General features: G+C 57.7%; 17 protein-coding genes and 1 pseudogene. 3 read left to right on the top strand and 15 right to left on the bottom strand.

Going from position 1 to position 19,008, the window contains the following annotated elements; translation table 11 throughout:
• Positions 1–104: 104 nt before the first annotated feature.
• The 3 genes and pseudogenes from ACP26L_RS05495 to ACP26L_RS05485 form a co-directional block, all read right to left on the bottom strand.
• A pseudogene (locus tag ACP26L_RS05495) lies at positions 105–266 on the bottom strand (response regulator transcription factor); the annotation flags it as partial.
• Between the two features lie 355 nt (positions 267–621).
• Positions 622–813 (bottom strand): hypothetical protein, encoded by a 192-nt coding sequence (locus tag ACP26L_RS05490; protein ID WP_426451542.1) that lies wholly within the window; start codon positions 811–813, stop codon positions 622–624.
• A 483-nt stretch (positions 814–1,296) separates the two neighbouring features.
• Positions 1,297–1,890 (bottom strand): isochorismatase family protein, encoded by a 594-nt coding sequence (locus ACP26L_RS05485; protein ID WP_426451541.1) that lies wholly within the window; start codon positions 1,888–1,890, stop codon positions 1,297–1,299.
• 140 nt (positions 1,891–2,030) lie between these two features.
• On the opposite strand from ACP26L_RS05485, the gene ACP26L_RS05480 reads away from it, so the two are divergent.
• On the top strand, positions 2,031–2,915 hold the full coding sequence (locus ACP26L_RS05480; RefSeq protein WP_426451540.1) for a TetR/AcrR family transcriptional regulator: 885 nt from the start codon (positions 2,031–2,033) through the stop codon (positions 2,913–2,915).
• 223 nt (positions 2,916–3,138) lie between these two features.
• Here ACP26L_RS05480 and ACP26L_RS05475 read toward each other — a convergent pair whose 3' ends face one another.
• Positions 3,139–3,975, bottom strand: a complete 837-nt coding sequence (locus tag ACP26L_RS05475; RefSeq protein WP_426451539.1) for a TrmH family RNA methyltransferase — start codon at positions 3,973–3,975, stop codon at positions 3,139–3,141.
• 13 nt (positions 3,976–3,988) lie between these two features.
• Positions 3,989–4,648, bottom strand: a complete 660-nt coding sequence (locus ACP26L_RS05470) for a potassium channel family protein (protein ID WP_426451538.1) — start codon at positions 4,646–4,648, stop codon at positions 3,989–3,991.
• Positions 4,649–4,843: 195 nt separating this feature from the next.
• Between ACP26L_RS05470 and sspI the strand changes: the two genes are divergently transcribed.
• Positions 4,844–5,047, top strand: a complete 204-nt coding sequence (gene sspI, locus ACP26L_RS05465; protein WP_426451537.1) for a small acid-soluble spore protein SspI — start codon at positions 4,844–4,846, stop codon at positions 5,045–5,047.
• 183 nt (positions 5,048–5,230) lie between these two features.
• Here the strand turns inward: sspI and ACP26L_RS05460 are convergent, their stop codons facing one another.
• The 10 genes from ACP26L_RS05460 to zwf all read right to left on the bottom strand — a co-directional run bounded on the left by ACP26L_RS05460 (position 5,231) and on the right by zwf (position 17,468).
• Positions 5,231–6,337, bottom strand: a complete 1,107-nt coding sequence (locus ACP26L_RS05460) for a Gfo/Idh/MocA family protein (RefSeq protein WP_426451536.1) — start codon at positions 6,335–6,337, stop codon at positions 5,231–5,233.
• A gap of 26 nt (positions 6,338–6,363) precedes the next feature.
• Positions 6,364–7,086: a ThuA domain-containing protein gene (locus ACP26L_RS05455; protein WP_426451535.1), complete on the bottom strand. Its 723-nt coding sequence runs from the start codon at positions 7,084–7,086 to the stop codon at positions 6,364–6,366.
• 62 nt (positions 7,087–7,148) lie between these two features.
• Entirely contained in the window at positions 7,149–8,312 is a 1,164-nt protein-coding gene (locus tag ACP26L_RS05450; protein ID WP_426451534.1) for a Gfo/Idh/MocA family protein, read from the bottom strand.
• Between the two features lie 54 nt (positions 8,313–8,366).
• Positions 8,367–9,494, bottom strand: a complete 1,128-nt coding sequence (locus ACP26L_RS05445; protein WP_426451533.1) for a LacI family DNA-binding transcriptional regulator — start codon at positions 9,492–9,494, stop codon at positions 8,367–8,369.
• A 196-nt stretch (positions 9,495–9,690) separates the two neighbouring features.
• Entirely contained in the window at positions 9,691–10,446 is a 756-nt protein-coding gene (locus ACP26L_RS05440) for a YheC/YheD family protein (protein ID WP_426451532.1), read from the bottom strand.
• Positions 10,447–10,452: 6 nt separating this feature from the next.
• Complete coding sequence (locus ACP26L_RS05435; protein ID WP_426451531.1) at positions 10,453–11,571, bottom strand: glycosyltransferase family 4 protein; 1,119 nt, start codon at positions 11,569–11,571, stop codon at positions 10,453–10,455.
• A 409-nt stretch (positions 11,572–11,980) separates the two neighbouring features.
• Positions 11,981–13,564, bottom strand: a complete 1,584-nt coding sequence (locus tag ACP26L_RS05430) for a peptide chain release factor 3 (protein ID WP_426451530.1) — start codon at positions 13,562–13,564, stop codon at positions 11,981–11,983.
• A 54-nt stretch (positions 13,565–13,618) separates the two neighbouring features.
• On the bottom strand, positions 13,619–14,662 hold the full coding sequence (locus tag ACP26L_RS05425; protein WP_426451529.1) for a metallophosphoesterase family protein: 1,044 nt from the start codon (positions 14,660–14,662) through the stop codon (positions 13,619–13,621).
• Positions 14,663–15,280: 618 nt separating this feature from the next.
• Entirely contained in the window at positions 15,281–15,904 is a 624-nt protein-coding gene (locus ACP26L_RS05420) for a cyclase family protein (protein ID WP_426451528.1), read from the bottom strand.
• 43 nt (positions 15,905–15,947) lie between these two features.
• A complete protein-coding gene (gene zwf, locus ACP26L_RS05415) occupies positions 15,948–17,468 on the bottom strand; it encodes a glucose-6-phosphate dehydrogenase (RefSeq protein WP_426451527.1) in 1,521 nt (506 codons plus the stop codon).
• 283 nt (positions 17,469–17,751) lie between these two features.
• On the opposite strand from zwf, the gene ACP26L_RS05410 reads away from it, so the two are divergent.
• Positions 17,752–18,105, top strand: coding sequence for a hypothetical protein (locus ACP26L_RS05410; protein ID WP_426451526.1), 354 nt, complete (start codon positions 17,752–17,754; stop codon positions 18,103–18,105).
• The last annotated feature ends 903 nt before the right edge of the window (positions 18,106–19,008 follow it).

The following is a 19,008-nucleotide window of genomic DNA, read 5'->3' as shown; positions in this document are numbered from 1 at the left end:
ATGACTCTTTTATACTATACCCCCATATAGTATATCAATGAGCAAATCTAATGTAAAGGAAGTAAAAATCTGTCCGTTTTTACCTCCCCATTCCTTCTCAGCCATCAGGTCATCTCCTGTTTAAAGATCATTCCCTTTTTTTGGGCTTCCGCTATAGCCTCGATACGGGAGCGCACGCCCAGCTTTTCAAATATTCGCGACAAGTGTTCTTCGACCGTACGCTGACTAATCAAAAAATCCTCAGCTATTTCTTTATTACTCTTCCCGAGTGCTGTCCAATATCAAGCTGCAGTAAAGCTCCATGAGGTCGCTGTTTCCCTCTTGACAACGGATCTTAGCACGGGGCCCAAAATTCAACGATCGCCAGCCGATCCTGCAGATGGTATTTAGCTTTCTCTCTACAACTTCAGTAATAAGGAAACAGCAGCAAACCCGGACAGATAAAATGTCCCCGATTGCTGCTGTCTATTGTACTAACGTTTCCAGTTTAGGGCATATTGGGCTAGACTTCTCCATTAGCTGTTAGAGCCACTCCTCATTTTTTTTACGAAAGAAAGCTTTATTTATTTGGTACTTAATTGATGATGTATTCGGTTCGCTGCTTTCATTCTCCTTATCGCCTCAAGAGGACTTTGTCGATCGTTGGGCGGCAAGGACCAGCTTCGACATGCCATAAGCAATATATGCAATGGCAACGTCGATCAGGAATACGTAAAAGATGTTCATCCCCTTGCGCATTTCAATAATTCCGATAGCCTTGACGGCAGGCATGAAACCAAAGGCCAGCAGCGCGCCTAATCCGACGGAGTACAAGAGGAAGCTCTTGTTTCGATGCCTGCAATACTGATACAGAAGAATGTAGGCTACAGGAAACGTCGAGGAAGCGAGGGTAAAGCCGAAAGGTAAGACAGGGATCAGAAAATACTTATGGATCACTTCGATCGACAGTCAGGATCAATACGCCAAGCGGGAGCACGAACAGAGCGGCAATAAACCAAAATTCAGGTCGTGGGGTCCGAATATTGATTCCAATAGGAGAGTACCGAATCAACGAGATCTCCTCTTTTTTCAACAATTTGTTCGTGCATTTGATTTTTATCCATAAGCCGCTTTCCCCCCTGTTTTCCCTTATTATGGAGCGAACTATCCTCAGTTGACTTAGATCTTACACGGGGCTGCACATTATATTTTGCAGTTACAAACTTCATTTATCAGTTACAAACCATATTTAACGCATTCCTTAGAAGGAAACCGTGATGTTGATCAAGCAGCTTGTCGAAGCTCTCTTTTATTATGTTATACAGATGTCCTATTCGTTTGAAGCGCGGCGCAGGCGAGAATCTCTTCGGTCGTGCGGATTCTGCCTATACGCGGAAAGATGACCTTGCTCACGTGCTCATGCTCCGCCTCGCTGAAGCCGGTCATGGCGTCTATCGCAAAAACCACCTGATACCCATGGGCGAAAGCTTCACGTGCTGTGGTATCTACACCGATACCAGAAGCAATGCCGGAAAGCACGATTGTCGTGATGCCTCGTCGGCGCAACTGCTGATCCAAGTCCGTTCCATAAAATGCTCCCCATTGGCGCTTCGTAATTAAATGGTCGGTGTCGGTGACTCCAATCTCGGGTACAATCTCATCCCAACCAGGCACCAGATTAAAGGGGGTAGGGGCCTGATCCAGCAGCGGACGAGGCATATCTTTGAAGTCTTTCGTGGATACGCGAACAAGCCCTACGAAAGCGCCTGCCTCACGGAAAGCTTGAACCATAGTGGCGGCGCGACCGACGACTTGCTCCGCTGAGTGAGGGGCGTAGTGAGTTCCAATCCATTTTTGCAAGTCGATTACGATGATGGCCGTCTTAGGAAATTGAAATAACAGCTCTTCCAAGATCAATCACACTCCAAATTAAGAAATTGAGCAAGTCCTTGTTTGACTTGTAGTATAATATTTTGAATTAAGGGCCAATTGACTCTATGTTCATAATTTTGTACTATGGGTTTAAAGTTGTCAAGAGGGGATACTTGAGGATGATCGTAACCAAGCAGGACATCATTCGTTCGGCTTCTAAAATGTTTAAAGAAAAGGGATTTCTGGCGACCTCGATTCAGGAAATCGCCCAGGACTGCTCCATTGCCAAAGGTTCAGTGTACAAATATTTTCCGTCCAAAGAGGATTTACTGTGCGCGGTTTTCGACGAATGCCAGACGGTTTATTTTGACCAGGCCGAGCGCCTGAAACAAACGGAGACGGGTACTCCCAAAGAAAGGCTCGTGAATCAGATCGTATTTCGCTTTCAGTATTTTATTGAATATCGTCACATTATGGTCGACTTCATAGAACTTCCTATTACGCAGTTCGCGACTTTCCAATCGCTGAGGAATCACGTTCGTGCTCGCATGATGGAGTGGCATAGGTCTTGGCTGCTTGAAGTCTATGGTGAGAGAATCGAGCCGTTTCTCTGGGACCTCATCTTTATATACCGTGCGATCCTGAAGGACTACCTGCAGCGCATCATCTTCGAGGCGAAGCTGCTGTCCATAGAGGAAACGGCTTGGTTTATCGTCGATAAACTTGATGCGCTAGTCGAGCATATGTCTAAGTCAGGCTCGAAGAGGCTGCTTGGGCGAAGTGCTTTCGATCAATTCATTCACTCGGGTTCCAACGACTGGAATAACGAAAAAGAACGGATGGCCGAGGAGTTGTTCGGCAGAGTGGCTGCGCTGCTCGAGGTATGGCCCGGCGGGACTGCTCGGCGGAAGGAGCTGCAAGAGATTGTCCAGCTGCTGGGGGCGGAGATCACTCAGGCTCAGCCCAGGAGGTCGCTCATTCAGGCCCTTTGCGCCTACTTGGAACAAGAGCAGGAGCTAAGAAGCCCGGTTATCCAGTTGAAGCAGATTGTTCTGGAAGAGTAGGAGTGAATAATAAAACAAAGAGCGAAATGTCGAAGAGATCCGGGTCATCTTTCACTACGCTGACAAAGAAAAAACAGCCCTGCGCTCATTGGATCAATTAGCGCCGGGCTGTTTAGTGAATCCTCAAACACTTTAGTGTCACTTTTCATCTTTCCGTAACGGCTCCGATTCAGTTATCGGTCAAGAGTCTCCAATATAACGGTTACTCTTCCCCTCGTCCCCCTTATTCGCCCATACGCCTCTGCCTCATCGCCTCAAACAGCACGACCGTTGCGGCCATCGCCGCATTGAGCGATTCGGCGCGCCCGGCCATCGGGATCAGCACGTTATGCTGCGCCAAGGCCTGCACCTCAGGCGAGACGCCCTGCCCCTCGTTGCCGATGACGAACCACGTCGGCGCCCGGAAGTCATGCTCGTAGCACGATACTGCTCCCTGCAGCGAGGTGCTCACCACCTGCACGCCCCGCTCCGCCGCGGCAGGCAGCCACTCCGTGAGGTCCCCCTGCACCACGGGCAGGTGGAACATCGATCCCATCGTCGAGCGGACCGTCTTCGGGTTATACAAGTCGACGGTGCCCTTGCCGAGCAGCACGCCGGAGGCCCCTACCGCATCCGCGCTGCGGATGATCGTGCCGAGGTTGCCCGGATCCTGCATCCCGTCGACAACCACGACGAGGCCGCCCTGCTCGCTGGCCTTAAGCAGATCCTGCGGCCGCCAAGACAGCTTCGGCACCACCGCGAAGACGGGCTGCGGCGTTCCCGTATCCGTGCACTTGGCAAGCACTTCCTCGCCGACCGGCACGCATTCGATGCCCTGCTGCGCCGCTTCCTCGAGCAGCTCCCTGCAGCTGTCGCGCCGCTCAGCGGAGTACACCAGCGTATCCGGCATGGCGTCGGACTGCAGCGCTTCCTGCACAAGATGGTGCCCTTCGACCACGAAGCGGCCCGTTTTCTCCCGCCCTTTGCGGCTCTGCAGCTCGGTCCACTGCTTGACCCGCGGATTCTGAAGGGAGCGGATCACTTCCTCCGCCCCCGGTCTCCCCGTTCCTTTTCGTTCCATGCTTCTCCGATCCCTACTCTCCGAACGTCATTTCAAAATGCTGCAGATCCGTATTCTTCCCTACCACGACAAGGATGTCGTTCTGTTTGATGATATCATCCGCATAAGGAGCGATATTCATCCGGTCCCCGGTCTTGATTCCCATCACGTTGCACCCGTATTTCGCCCGGATATCGAGCTGGCGCAGGGTTTTGCCGACAAGCTGGCCCGTGGCCAGGATCTCGACGATGCTGTAATCTTCCGACAGTTCAATGTAATCGATAATATTGGAGGAAATCAGATGGTGAGCGACGCGTTGGCCCATGTCCCGCTCGGGGAAAACGACTTTGTCGGCACCGACCTTGCGCAGAACTTTGCCGTGAAGCTCCGTCTGTGCCTTGACGATGACCTTCGGCACACCCATTTCCTTCAGAATGATGGTCGTCAGAATACTCGCCTGAATATCTTCGCCGATGGCCACCACCACCACGTCGAAATTCCGCAGTCCGAGCGCGCGGAGCGCTTCCTCATCCGTAGAATCCGCCTGAACCACGTGGGTGACGATGTTCGAAATCTCCTGGGTCCGGATCTCGTCGCTGTCGATCGCAAGCACTTCAAACCCCAGATTGGATAGCGTCTTGGCAACGGAGGTCCCGAACCGGCCCATCCCGATGACGACAAATTGTTTTTTCATGGTCTCTCCCCCTTCACCACTGCAGCTGTGACCCCTATGTACGATTATCCTCATTATAGCAAAAGTAAACCCCAGCACCAAAACGCCTTTGGGTCCGTTTCCCATAAACCTGTCCCCTCCGGCATGAAACCTGCCCGCAATGCGCATAGTAAGAGGAGTGGAGTGACGAACTACAGAAAAGTGAGGAATAGAGCGATGAACTTAAATCTGCGGCAGGCGATTGTTCAACGGGTAACCGACAAGACCGACGAAGAAATCTTCGAGATTATAGCGGATTCCGTGGACGGGGAAGAACGCGTCCTCCCGGGACTCGGCGTGCTGTTCGAGATCATCTGGAAGAACAGCGAGAGCGACGTGCAGAACCAGCTTGTCACCACACTGAGGGAGCACCTGGCCTAAAAAGATCCGGGTCCCTTCCTTCCCGACAGCCCCCTCCCTACGGAGTCACCTGAGGGGAATGGCGTGCTGTGGGATAGTGGCTGGCCATGCTGATGGACGGGAAAAAGGATAAGCCTCAATCCAAAGCAAGAGCGCAGGGGAACAAGTCCCTGCGCTCTTTTGCTCTGTTCCCTATACTTCCGCCTAGTCGAGTACGCCCTGCACGAGTCCCAGCGGCATCGGGGCCGGGCGCTCGCAGGAGCTCTCCATCAGGTAGTGGCGGCCTTCCTCGGAGGCGTCATGGAAGCCGTGCATGGCCTCCAGCACATGGTAAGCCAGCTCCCCGCTCGCCCGGTTGACCCGGCCGTTCTTCACCGCATAGGCCAGATCCAGGACACCCAGGCCCCGGCTGTTCGCGGCATACCCGTGCGTCAGCGGGATCTCGGCCCACTCATTGCTGTCGTAACGGCGCACACGGACCGGTCCGCCGAACGTATTCGGATCGGGTACACTCAGCGTACCCTGACTTCCGTAGATCTCAATGCGGGGCACCTCAGCTCCGCCGAAAGCATCGAACGAGGTGATGATGGTCCCGATCGCCCCGCCGTGGAAGTCGATAACGCCGGCCACATGAGTCGGTGTCTCCACCGGAATCACCTTGCCGAATTTCGGCTGGCTGAGGATCGTACGCTCCGGATAGGAAATCTTCGCGGAGCCCGTTACACGCCGGATGGGGCCCAGCATCGCAACTAGCGCCGTCAGGTAATACGGTCCCATGTCGAACATCGGGCCGCCGCCCTTGGCGTAGTAGAACTCCGGATCCGGATGCCAGTGCTCATGCCCGCGGCCGATCATGAAGGCGGAAGCGGCAACCGGCGTGCCGATCCAGCCGTCCTCGATCAGCTTGATGCAGGTCTGGATGCCGCCGCCAAGGAACGTATCGGGCGCGCTGCCGACCAGCCGGCCCTTCTCCTGCGCCTTCTCCAGTATGGCCCTGCCCTCCTCGCGTGTCACCGCCAGGGGCTTCTCCACGTAGACGTGCTTGCCTGCCTCAAGTGCCGCCAGGCAGACCTCGGCATGCGCCGCAGGAATTGTCAGGTTGATCACGATATCGATCTCCGGGTCGGCCAGCAGCTCCGATACCGAATACGCCTTGGGCACACCGTACTGCTCCGCGCTCGCCTGGGCCCTGCTTACATTCAGGTCCGCACACGCGGCCACTTCCAGAATCGGGTACGTGCGGCAGTTCTCAAAATAAATGCCGCTGATCTTCCCGCAGCCAACGATGCCGACTTTCAGCTTCTTCTCCATTCGCTTCTCTCCCCCATCATTCACGACTAAAGTTGATTGTCAGCCATTCCGGTATAGACCGAATCGCTCTGCCGCCCGGCCTCCGCTTTCCGCTTGCCTTCAGCTGCCCACAGGAAGCCGCGGCGCATGATCTCGGTGACCTGCGGCAGCTCCACAATGTCGGCTTGGTGACCGAGCGCATTGTAGAACACGCGTCCTGCGCCCCAGCGCTTCGTCCATACGACCGGCATGTCTACCGCCCCGTTCGGCGAGTGCGGACCCGGTACGACCGGGAAGCGGGTGCTCGCAAGCACTTCTACCGCGGGGTCGACATGCAGGTAGTACTGCTCGGTCCTGACCGAGAAATCCTCCAGATCTTCGAGCAGTGAAGAGGAGCTGTGTTTGACGTTCACCGTGTATTCCACCCCGTCGTTGCCCGGATGCGCGACCCACTGTCCTCCGGTCATGAACTGCCAATCCACGTTCTTCCGGAAAGAATCGCACATGCCGCCATGGCATCCTGCAAGCCCTACGCCGCTTTGAACCGCTGCCGAGACGTTGTTCACAAGCTCCTGGGAGATTTCACCCATGGTCCAGCATGGGATGATCAGATCCAGCCCCTTGAGCTTCTCTGCGTCCGCGAAGGCCTCAAGGGTGTCGGAAACTTCCACCTCATAACCTTCCTTCTCGAGCACACGGCGGAATACGCCTGCCACTTCCTCAGGCTGGTGGCCGAGCCAACCGCCCCATACGATCAATGCTTTACTCACAAGGATCTCTCCTCTTCCCCTGGTTTGGACATTCTGGTGAAGCGGTTACAGTAATTCCATGGTTACAGTTCTTCGATGCGCACCCAGCGGCGCTGTTCGATCGAGAGGTCCACCGCTTCGAGCACCTGCTGGCACTTCACGCCGTCGTGGAAGTTCGGCACGGGCTGACGGTCTTCCGCAAGTGCCTGCATGAGTTCCACCGTCTCGTGGATGAACGTATGTTCATACCCGATCGTGTGGCCCGGCGGCCACCAGGCCTCGGCATAAGCGTGCGCCGGGTCGGTGGCCAGCACGCGGCGGAAGCCCTGCACATCCTCGGCATCGTCCGTGAAGTACACCTGCAGCTCGTTCATGCGCTCGAAGTCGAATTTGACGGAGCCCTTGCTCCCGTTAATCTCAAAGGAGTTCGTGCAGCGGTGCCCCGGCGCGAAGCGCGTAGCCTCGAAGCTGCCGAGCGCCCCGTTCGCGAAGCGGGTTAGGAACAGCGTCGCATCATCCACCGTGACCGGCCCCTTCGGTGCGTCCTTGCTGCCCTTGGCGCTGAGGCCGGTCATGGAGCTCGGTACCGGGCGCTCCTTGACGAAGGTCTCGCTCATGCCGATAACCTCCTCCATATCCCCCACGAGGAAGTGGGCCAGGTCAATCAGATGCGCGCCCAAGTCACCGTGCGAGCCGGAGCCCGCGATCTCCTTCTGCAGCCGCCACACGAGCGGAAACTCCGGATCGACGATCCAGTCCTGCAGGAACCAGGCGCGGAAGTGGTAGATCTGCCCGAGCCGGCCGTCCTCCACCAGCTTCTTCGCCAGCTGCACCGCCGGGGCGAACCGGTAGTTGAAGCCCACCATGTGCTTGACGCCGGCAGCCTCGACCGCCCGGAGCATCTCCCGGGAGTCGGCAAGTGTCAGCGCCAGCGGCTTCTCGCAAAAGACATGCTTGCCGGCGGCTGCTGCAGCCAGGGCAATATCCTTGTGCGCGTCACTCGGCGCATTGATATCGATGAGATCGATATCCTCCCGCTCAAGCAGCTTTCTCCAGTCGGTTTCATAGCTCTCCCAGCCGAACTGGCGGGCGGCCTGGGAGACACCCTCCGGATCCCGGCCGCAGATGGCCCGCATGACAGGCCGGGCAACCTGCGGGAAGAACATCGGGAGATCCCGGTAAGCATGGCTGTGTGCCTTGCCCATGAATTTGTATCCGATCATTCCAATGCCGAACTCTTTCGTCACGATAAGCAGCTCCTTTGGATCTCAGGATAGGAAGGATAGTAAGGGCAGTACAAGTTAAGATCGATTCACCCGGCTCGACAGCCGGATGACCAGCTTCGTGTCGAGCTTATGCCGCAGAGGGACAGACGGCGTCTCTTCCGCACTGCCGGTGACACGCTGCAGCAGGGTATGGGCGGCCAGCTTGCCCATCTCGAAGAACGGCACTGCAACCGAGGTCAGAGGCGGGTCCGTCACGCGGGCCTCGACAGAGTCGTCATAGCCGATGATCGGCGGCTCCTGCCCCGGCTGAACGCCCAGCTCACGGAGCCCCTGGAGCAGACCGATCGCCATCCGGTCGTTGGAGGCGAAGACGGCATCCAGCTCCCCGAGGTGGGGATAGAGCTGGGAAGCGGCCCTATGGCCGGAGGTACGGCTGTAATTGCCCTCGTAGTACCAATGCGGGGGAAGATCCTCCCGCCGCCCGGCATCTTCCGGCAGAATCCCGGCCTCGCGCAGCGCGGCCGTATACCCGCGCAGCCGGTCGTCCGAGTTCGAATATTCGGGCGATCCGCTGAGGAAAGCGATTCGGCGGCAGCCGTTCTCGACAAGATGCTGAACCGCCCGGTAGCTGCCTCCCTCGTGGTCGGCATCCACTTCATTGAAGCTCTCACCTTCAAAATGCTGGTTGACGAGGCAGAACGGAAACCCGCTCCGCTGCAGCTTCTGCAGCTGCTCCCTCTCCCCCGGCGTATCGGTAGCGCCGAGAACAATGCAGGCGTCCACCTTCTGGGAGCGGAACATCGCGCTGTAATCGCTGTCTTCCCCGGGCGTCCGGAACATGAGCAGCATGTCATACCCCGAAGCTTTCACCGCCTCGCCGATTCCGCTGAGCACTTCGGAGAAATAATAGGTCGAGAATATATGTACCTTTGGCACGTAAGGAAGCACTACGCCCAAATTGCCGCTTCGACGGCGGGCAAAGCTCTGAGCAATCGCGTTCGGATGATAGTTTAATTTCGTGGCTGCCTGAAGCACTCTTAGCTTGGTCTCCTCTTTCATCGGGCCAACCCCGTTGAATACGCGCGAGACAGTCGCTTCGGATACTCCCGCTAACTCAGCAACTTCCTTTCGGGTAACGATATGTCGGCACCTTCCTTTCACGAAAAAAACAAGAATGTACGCGCGTTCTGTACGCGTGTACATTGTCTCATGGCTGCAAAAGGGTGTCAATACCCTTTTGCAGCTTCTTCCGCCATTAGGCTTGTCCGGCCCCGGGGGACCTGCCTGCCCGGACCCTCTGTGCGAGATTCAATCAGCCCAGGCTGCTCTTGAGATCAGGCTGCTTTCCGGACAGGCGGCGGCCCGAATGGTTCAGCCCAGCCGCCTGCCGAAGCCTTGACTATAGTCTCCCGTAAGCTTTGGCGTACCGGTAGATGCGAGAGAAGATGCGCCGGTCCTTCAGCTTCCGGAAGATGAACGGATCCGGCCGTGTATTGGCCTCGAGAATCCATGGATGAAGCCCGCCATCCAGTGCCACATCCAGTCCGATTTCCTTGATCCCCGGGTATCTGGCATGAATCTTCGTGGCCGCCGTTACTCCTATACGCCTGAGCCGGCGTACGAGCGAGCTTTGGCGGGCGGACGAGGCATACCCGGAGAGCAGCCTTTCAACCGATACCAGCTTTCCCCCGTTGTGCACGTTCGTCACGGCCTTTCCTTCCGCCGCTACCCGGCCGATGATTCCTGTGCATTCCCAGCGGTCCGACGTATTCTTCTGTACCATGACCCGCAGATCGAACCTGCGCTCCTTATACTTTAGGAGGTGGATACCCTTCTGCACGAGATAAGAGCGGGATTTCACGAATTTCGACAGCGACTCATACATCTCATCGTATTCTCCGAACGAGCGTACCTTGGTACCGGCATGAAAGCTGTATCCGGATGAACCGCTCTCCACCTTGATCACTCCGTTGCCGTAGGTCCCGCTGTTCGGTTTTATATAGACCATGCCGTAGAGCTGCAGCATCTCCTGCAGGCTCTGCCTGGACATTCTTCTTGTCTCGGGAATATAGGTACGCATCGTCCTGGATTTCAGCAGTACTTTGGTTTTGGCCCACTTGCTTGTGACATGTCTCAGAGTCTTACGCTTCTTCATGGTAACCTACCTTTCCTGATTGCTCCCTGCAGCCCCATAGGCCTGGGCCAGCAGTTCGGCCGTCCTTCTCCAGGTAAAGCGGCGCAGCACTTCCCGCCTTCCCGCTGCAGCAAGCCGCGCGGCGAGCGACGGCGAACTCATCAGGGTCCGGATTGCGGACGCGTAGCCCTCCGGCCTGCGGTACGCCTTCACCAGCAGCCCCGTGCGGCGGTGCCGGACCAGCTCGCGGATCCCCCCGTTCGCCGCCGCGATGACCGGGATCCCGCAGGCCATGGCTTCCGCGTTCACGAGGCCAAAGGCTTCATGTCCCTGGGACGGGCAGACGAAGCAGTCCGCCTGCGCATATACCCCCGGCATCCGGCTGTGCGGCACCGTGCCGAGGAATCGGGCCCGGATCCCGAGCCCCCGGGCCAGCCGCTTGAGCTCCGCCGCATAAGCGGGCTTTCCCGAGCCCCCGGCCACTAGCAGCTCTACCCGCTTCGGCCCGCTGCGGGCTGCAAGCCGTACGGCGCGCATCAGCACCGGGATGCCCTTGCGCCGGATAAGCCGGCCGCAGTAGAGCACGGTGTAGGTGTACCGCCCGGCACGGCCCTTCCCGCCGCCGCGAGATGGCGTGAACCGTGCCGGATCGACCCCTAGGGGTATACGGCGGAGCTTGGCTGCGGCGTGCGGGAAGCGCCGGATGATCTCCCGGCGCAGAGATGCGCTGTTAACCAGAATGCGGTCGGCGGCCGCCAGACAAGCGGCGGCCCGGTGCTGCGGAATCCGCCGCTTCGATACAAAATTCAAGGAATGAAGGAACAGGAGCACCGGCGTTCCCGGGAACAGCGATTTGAACGGAGGAACGAACCTTGGCCGGTTATCGACTTGGATGACATCATAGTGCCGGTCCTTGACGCTGTGCAGCACAGCACGAAGATAGCGTTCCGGCGATCCCGTTTTCACCCGTTCGATCGTAAGGCCGCCTTCCACCGTACGGCGGGGAAGCCCCGGGGACTGGCGGGAGATCACCGTCACCCGGTGCCGCTTAGCCAGCTGCCGGGCGGCCGCCAGAATGCAGATCTCCACGGATCCGCTGAGGGTCGGAACCGGATACTGCTCCGGCGCTACAATCAAAATCCGCATGGTAACCTAACCTCCTGCCCTTTTTCCTCTACTGACGCCCTGGAACCCACCATATTGTATGCCCTATCAGCCTCCTCGGTCAGGGATAGGGGCCTAAGTCCGGTGAGGCTTGGGCTCTCTTTCGCTTAGCCGGCTTCTGCCGGGGCCGCCTGGCAGCCCGCTCGTTCCCCGGGACATAGGGGCAGCGCAGCTGCAGGTCCGGCATTCTCATGATCCCTGCCCCTGAGCATGATCAGCGTGCTTTAGCTTCTGCAGCACTCCCCCGTCAGACTTACCATACAATCCTTCACGGACAGCGGGAAGCCCGGCACCCTCAAATCCGGCGCTTCAACAAAACCCAAAAAAAGCCCCGTGCCGGTCATCTGCCGGTACGGGGCCCTGTCGGGTTCTGGCATGGATGGGACTCCGCTTACGGAGCCATCTCCAAGAATTTGAGGTTCGGGTTTTTCTCCGTCGACGTACGCAGCGCGTACTCGTTCTCAAAGAGCGCTACGTAGTTGCCTTTCTTATCCTTCACGAGCTGGGAGTTGATCCGGAATTTCGACGGGTCGATGTCATCGCCGACAAGCCAGCGGGCGAACTGGTAGCTCATGCGGGAGAGCTGCACATCGACGCCGTATTCGCCCTTCATCCGGTATTCGAACACCTCGAACTGGAGCTGCCCGACCACGCCGAGGATCAGATCCTCGAAGCCGATCGTCTTGAACACCTGGATGGTGCCTTCCTCCGTGAGCTGGTCGACACCCTTCTGGAACTGCTTGTGCTTCAGGGCGTTCTTCACCGTTACCTTGGAGAAGATCTCCGGCGAGAATGTCGGCAGCTCATCGAATTCAATCCCGCCGCCCTGGGCCAGGGAATCGCCGATCCGGAAGATGCCGGGATCGAACAGACCGATGATATCGCCCGGATAAGCGTCCTCGACGATATCGCGGTCCTGGGCCAAGAACTGCTGCGGCTGGGACAGCTTGATATCCTTGCCCACCCGCACATGCTTGACGGACATGCCACGCTCAAACTTGCCGGAGCAGATCCGCAGGAACGCGATCCGGTCGCGGTGGGCAGGGTTCATGTTCGCTTGAATTTTGAAGATATAGCCCGTGAACTTCTCATTCAGCGGCTCAATCTCGCCAACATTGCTTTTACGCGTCGTCGGTGTTGGCGCAAGCTGCAGGAAGTTCTCGAGGAACGTCTGCACGCCGAAGTTGTTGATCGCCGAGCCGAAGAAGACCGGCGTCAGCTCCCCGCTGCGCACCTTCTCGTAGTCGAACTCGTCACCGGCCACATCGAGCAGCTCCAGATCCTGCACGAGCTGGTCGTAGAAGAACTCGCCTGCGATTTCCTTGACGACCGGATCCTCATACCCGCTGACCTTGCGTACTTTGATCTCCCGGTGATCGTCCCCCTGGAAGAGCTCTACCTGGGTCAGCTTGCGGTCGTATACGCCGCAGAACTGTTTGCCCATCCCGATCGGCCAGTTCATCGGATACGAACGAATGCCGAGCACCTGCTCGAGCTCCTCAAGCAAATCGAACGGGTTCTGCCCTTCGCGGTCAAGCTTGTTGATGAAGGTGAAGATCGGGATGCCCCGCTTGCGGCAGACCTGGAACAGTTTCTTGGTCTGCGCCTCGACCCCTTTGGCGGAGTCGATCAGCATCACGGCGCTGTCGGCCGCGGTCAGCGTACGGTAGGTGTCCTCACTGAAATCCTGGTGACCCGGGGTATCGAGAATATTCACCCGGTGTCCGTTATAATCGAACTGCATGACCGATGAAGTGACGGAGATCCCCCGCTGTTTCTCGATTTCCATCCAGTCGCTTGTTGCGTGGCGGTTCGCCTTGCGTCCCTTAACCGTACCTGCGAGACGGATCGCCCCCCCGAAGAGGAGCAGCTTCTCGGTCAGTGTCGTTTTCCCCGCATCCGGGTGGGAGATAATCGCGAACGTGCGGCGTTTCTGTACTTCTTCTTTCAGTCTCTCGGAAATTCCGTTGCTCATACCCTTATGTGTTCCTCTCTGAACTTGTATTGGATCTCTCGGCAGACCCGGAGATTAACTGAGCTTGACCGTCCAATCGGCCTCTTTGAGCCAGGTGCCTCCTGCGAGGTCCCTGCCCCGCAGCGTAACCCGGTCCCGGTATACCTGAACGTACAGCCCCTGCGCCTTCTCTTTGGCGGCGTTCTGGTAGCTGCGGTTCAGCACGCGGCCGACCGAGGAGTTGTGAAAATAATGAAAACCTTCCTTGACATAATGCTCCGTCGTCCCCTGGAAATCCTGATGCCGGTGGCCGGCAAAGACGAAAACGTTCTTGTAGGGCTTCAGCAGCTCCCGGAACTTCTTGGCGCGGATGAGCTGGTGCGAGCCTCCATCCTGCCCCGCGGGAGGCAGCGGCTGGTGGGTCATGACGAAGACGGGCCTGCCGTCCTGGTGCGCCGCCAGCCTCTCCTTCAGCCAGTTCAGCTGCTCATCCGAGTACCAGGCGCCTTCACCGACCTCCGGCTTCTCCTGCACATACGTCTCCTGCGAGAGCAGAATGACGTGATGATTGTTGATCCATGCGTCGTGATACGGCTTCTGCAGGCCGAAGAAAGTCTGGAACCGCTCGCGTGAGCCCTGGTCCGTCTTGCCGTTCGGCATGGTTTCCTTGTTGAACGCCCCGAGCTTATTGATCCAGATGTCGTAATAATCGTGGTTGCCCATATTCGCCAGAACGGGAGGAAGCGGATACGCGGAGAGGATCTTCTTGAGCTCCTTGTAATCCTTCTCCCGTCCATATTCGGTCAGATCCCCGGTGATGACGAGCGCCTCCACAGGCGAGCCCAGCCGCTGCAGGTCGTCCATCCCCTGCTTCAGGTGCTTGATCGTATTGGGATCGTCCTCGGAGATATGAAGATCACTGAATATCATCATGGAAAAAAGCGGTTCCTTCGTATCCGTCCCCGTCTCCTCCGGAGGCGCAATATCCGGCAGCGGATCGGGCTGAAGCAGCACCAGGTCGTCCTCCTGGGCTTTCAGCAGTTTGTACAGACCAGTCCCCGCCGCCCCAAGAATCACGAGGATTCCGAGCAGTAGGCGGATAAATGTTCTTCGTGTCACAATGGTTTCAGCCTCCCGGCCTTCCTATGCTGCTTGCTTTTCATTCATCCCTATATTATACCGTGTTTTGCCGTGCATTGCATACTGGGCGGCAAAAAATAGCATGGGCCGTCACGAGGAACAGCCGAAGACGGAAGCAGCCGCTAGGCATCCCGGACGAAAGCCGCGGTGCCTTAGAGACTCTGAGGCGATTTCTGGAGGGCCCCGACTGTGGATCAGCCTTCGGCGTGCAGGATCGCGTAAATTCGGCCCTCAGCCTTTGACGCACCGGCAGCCCTTAAAGTCATCCGTAACGAAAGCTGTAGTGCCCTTAGGGACTCTGAGGCGATTGCTGGAGCCCCCTTGGACCAACCAGCTGCGTTTCGGCGCGTAGGATCGCATAAATTCAGCCCTCAGCCTTTGACGCACTGTCAGCCCTTTAAAGGCATCGGTAACGAAAGCCGCGGTGCCTTAGGGACTCTGGAGCGACAATCCGGGGTCCCCGGCTGCGGATCAGCCTTCAGCATCCCAGACCGGGACAGCGTACCCTGATAACGACGAATAACCCGGTGCATCCTGCACCAGGTCATTCGCTTCAACTCTATATCCGCTTACCTGTGTTCCGCAACGCAGCAGCGGCTAAGAGCCCATGAGGAAGGCACGAGCCGGAGCGGCTTCAATACCTTCGAGCTTCAGCGGCGCCAGGACGAAGAAATAGCTTCCGCCCGGCACTTCCTTCAGCCGGAGCCCCTCAAGGATCAGTACGCCGCGGCGCATCAAAGTACGGTGCGTCGGATATCCTTCCTGGGACCGTTCGATCCCGAGTCCGTCCACGCCGACGCCCTTGATGCCGAGCTCGGCCAGATAAGCCGCTCCATCCTGCTTCACATAGACGAATTCGTCGTCCCACGCATCCGTGTACGAATTCTTCGTCTTAAGCAGGATCCACTCGCCGGGCTGGATGGCGAACGGCTCGAGATCCTGACGGGTGATGCCGTCCTCTGCCCGGGTCAAGTCCAGCACCCGGGCAGGGCCGATGAGATCCTCCAGCGGAATGGACTCGATCTTCTCCCCGCCCGGCAGCATATGCAGCGGCGCATCGAGATGCGTGCCCGTATGGGCATCCAGCGAGATCCGCGTCTCATGGGTCTCGCCGCTCTCATGGCTGCGCACCGTCTCGAAGACAGGACGGTTCTGCTCAAGGTCCTTCCATACTTGCATCTGCGGCCGGATGACCGAGGAAATATCATACAGCTTGAGCATGCTCGCGCCCCCTTCCTATTGCGTCCGGACCGTTAACGTACAGTTAACCGAGGGTACGGCCGGTCTCCCAAGCCACTTCTCCCTCGTCCTGCCCGTTCACCGGCCACCAGCGGAAGCCGTCTTCGGCAAGAAGCTGCTGGGCCTTCTCCGGTCCCCAGGTTCCTGCGCTGTACAGCTGCAGGCCGTCGGAGCCCCACTCGGCGGCAATCTTGTCGACGTACTTCCAGGCGAGCGCCACTTCATCCCAGCGGGTGAAGTAGGTGGAATCGCCGCGTGCGGCGTCGTAGATCAGCCGCTCATATGCTTCCGGCGTATTGAGTCCGACCTGACAGCTCTGGCAGAAGTCCATCGCCACCGGCACGATCGTTCCTTCGGAGCCAGGCTGCTTCGCATTCATTTTGAAATAAATGCCTTCCATCGGGTTAACCCGGAACACGAGCAGGTTCGGCTCCAGCTTGTGCTTGCGGGAGAGATACACATTGTCCGGTACGTTCTTGAATTCCACGACCACCTCGGTCGTCTTCACCGGCAGGCGCTTGCCCGTACGGATGTAGAACGGCACGCCGGCCCAGCGGAAGTTATCCACGAATACCCGGGCGGCGAAATACGTCTCGGTCGTGGATTCCGGATTAACGGAATCCTCGTCGCGGTAGGCGCGGACCTGCTGCCCCTTCATCGTTCCGCCGGCATACTGGCCGCGCACCGTATTGGCACGCACCTCGGCCCCCGTCTGGAACCCGCGGAGACTGCGGAACACCTTCACCTTCTCATCGCGGATATCCTCCGGATGCATGCGGCTCGGCGGCTCCATCGCCATGATCGCCAGCATCTGCAGCATATGGTTCTGGCCCATATCCCGCAGCGCGCCGGAATGGTCATAGTAGCCGCCGCGCTCCTCAACGCCCACGGTTTCGCTGAGCGTAATCTGGATGTTCGCGATGTATTTGTTGTTCCACAGCGGCTCGAAGAACGCGTTCGCGAAGCGCACGACGTTGATGTTCTGCACCATTTCTTTGCCGAGGTAATGGTCGATCCGGTAGATGTCCTGCTCGTCGAATACCTGGCGGATCTCCGCGTTGAGCTTCTCAGCCGACTGCAGGTCGTAGCCGAACGGCTTCTCGATCACGAGACGGTTCCAGCCTGCCGACTCCAGCAGTCCGCCCTCCTTCAGGTTGTGCGACACGCTGCCGAACAGCTCCGGCGACAGCGCGAGATAGTACAGGCGGTTGCCGCCGACATCGAACTTGGCATCAAGGGAATCGGTCAGCTCCCGCAGCTGCTTGAAGCCCTCAACATTGTTGATATCAAGGGACATGTATTGGAAATGCTCGGCAAACGAATCCCACTGCTCGTCCTTCGTCACTTTATAACGGGCGAACTCCTCGATGGACTGGTGCAGGTCATCGCGGAACTGTTCGTTCGTCCGGGGCCGGCGGGCGAGGCCGATTACGGCAAAGCGGTCGCCCAGCTTACGCTCCCGGTACAGGCTGTAGAACGCGGGAAAAAGCTTGCGCCGGGCCAAATCCCCGGTCGCTCCGAAAATCAAGTACACGGCACTGGTCATGTTTACCTCATTCTTTCTTGGATTGGAATGGTAGCGGCACAGGCAAATACTGCCTGTCCTTCTTCATCCCTAAGCATATACAAAACCGGGAGCAGATTCAATACTGCGAGAAGCATTCTCAATTATAATTCGGGCGGAAAACTCGGTTAAAGCGCTTTACATTGGAGCGTCTCCTAATACATGGAAGAGATTGGGCGGGCGTCGCCTGGGCATCCGTCCGTACACCCGGGACAGATGCCGCATAAACTGCACTGTAGCATGTCAAAACCACGGAGGTATCCCCATGAAACGGATTCATAACATCTGCGAGGAAGAATGCAAGCCCCATTACGGCAAGCCCGTTGTCCTGCTGCTAAGGGACGGCACCGAGGTATACGGGACCTTGAGCCGCATCCAAGGCGGCCAGCTGATCCTGAACGAGACAGCGGGAGGCGGACCCGCTGAGGATCTGACCCTGAGCCGCAAAAAAACAAAGGCAAGGAAAGGCTCTTCGGCCAAGACGTCGGCCAAAGCCGATGCTGCCACCCGGGCCTTCGGCGGCCCTTATCCGGGCCCATCCACCTTTGGCCCGGTTTACCCTTTCGCGCCCATTGCCCTCGACCTGGCGCTGATCGCCCTGCTCTTCGTTTTGATCTGACCAGCCCGGCGCAGCAGTTCAAGCAGGGGATTCCGGCCGCTGCGGCCGATGTTCCACAAGCAGCCCCGGTTCGCCGCCTGCCGGCTGGCAGGCTGGCAGGTGGGGGAGCAAATTGGGCTCCGGCCCGCCGGATAACTGGCCAGCTGGGCTTCTCTGCCTGCTGGGTGGCAGGCTCAGGCTCAGTCTACGCACCTAGGGGCCGCCGTCCGCTGGATGACTCGCACCAGCGTCCTTGAGTCTACTGCCTGTCGGCTGAACGGTACTAGCACCCTCAAGCCCGCTGCCTGCATCAGTACCCTGCAATTCGCTGCCTGCCGGCTGGCTGGTACTGGCGCCCATGTGCACGCTGCCTGTCACTTACACCCTACAATTCGCCGCGTGCCTGCTGAAAAGCCAGCTGACCCAGTGAGCACCAACGCTCCATTGTAATAAAGGAAATACGATGCCTTATGGAGATATTTCCCTGCATTTCTCAGCCTTTAGCGGAACTCAGATGCGTTAATGGTGTCCTTTTCATCCGAAAACAGCCTCCCTCACCGAAATAGCGAACCCCAGTTCCTCTATGCTCAACATAGCCCTCTCGGAGAAGCACATAACATATCGTAGTTCCGCTGATATGAACGTAACCGAGCAACTCCCAGCACGTATCCCTGTTTTTTTGTACTCCAAACTAAGCCTGTCAAGGTGTTCTTTTTGACAGGCGGCTTTATTCTTCCCATACTTGTGTACGTGTCTGACTATCAAGTCAGACCCTGCCTTACGGCGAGTAACGGGGTGCAGGGGGCGTGCTCCCTGCATAGTCTTTTTCCTGAGAACAGCGGGACATGTCTACATTCCTTGGCACGAGGGCAAAATGGTTCTTTGCGCCGGCTGGCAACCTGATATTCGTGGGTTCTCACATGT

This window comes from Paenibacillus sp. S-38 (assembly GCF_049942825.1).
Lineage (GTDB): Bacteria > Bacillota > Bacilli > Paenibacillales > NBRC-103111 > Paenibacillus_G.
This window is presented reverse-complemented; position numbering and strand designations above follow the sequence as displayed.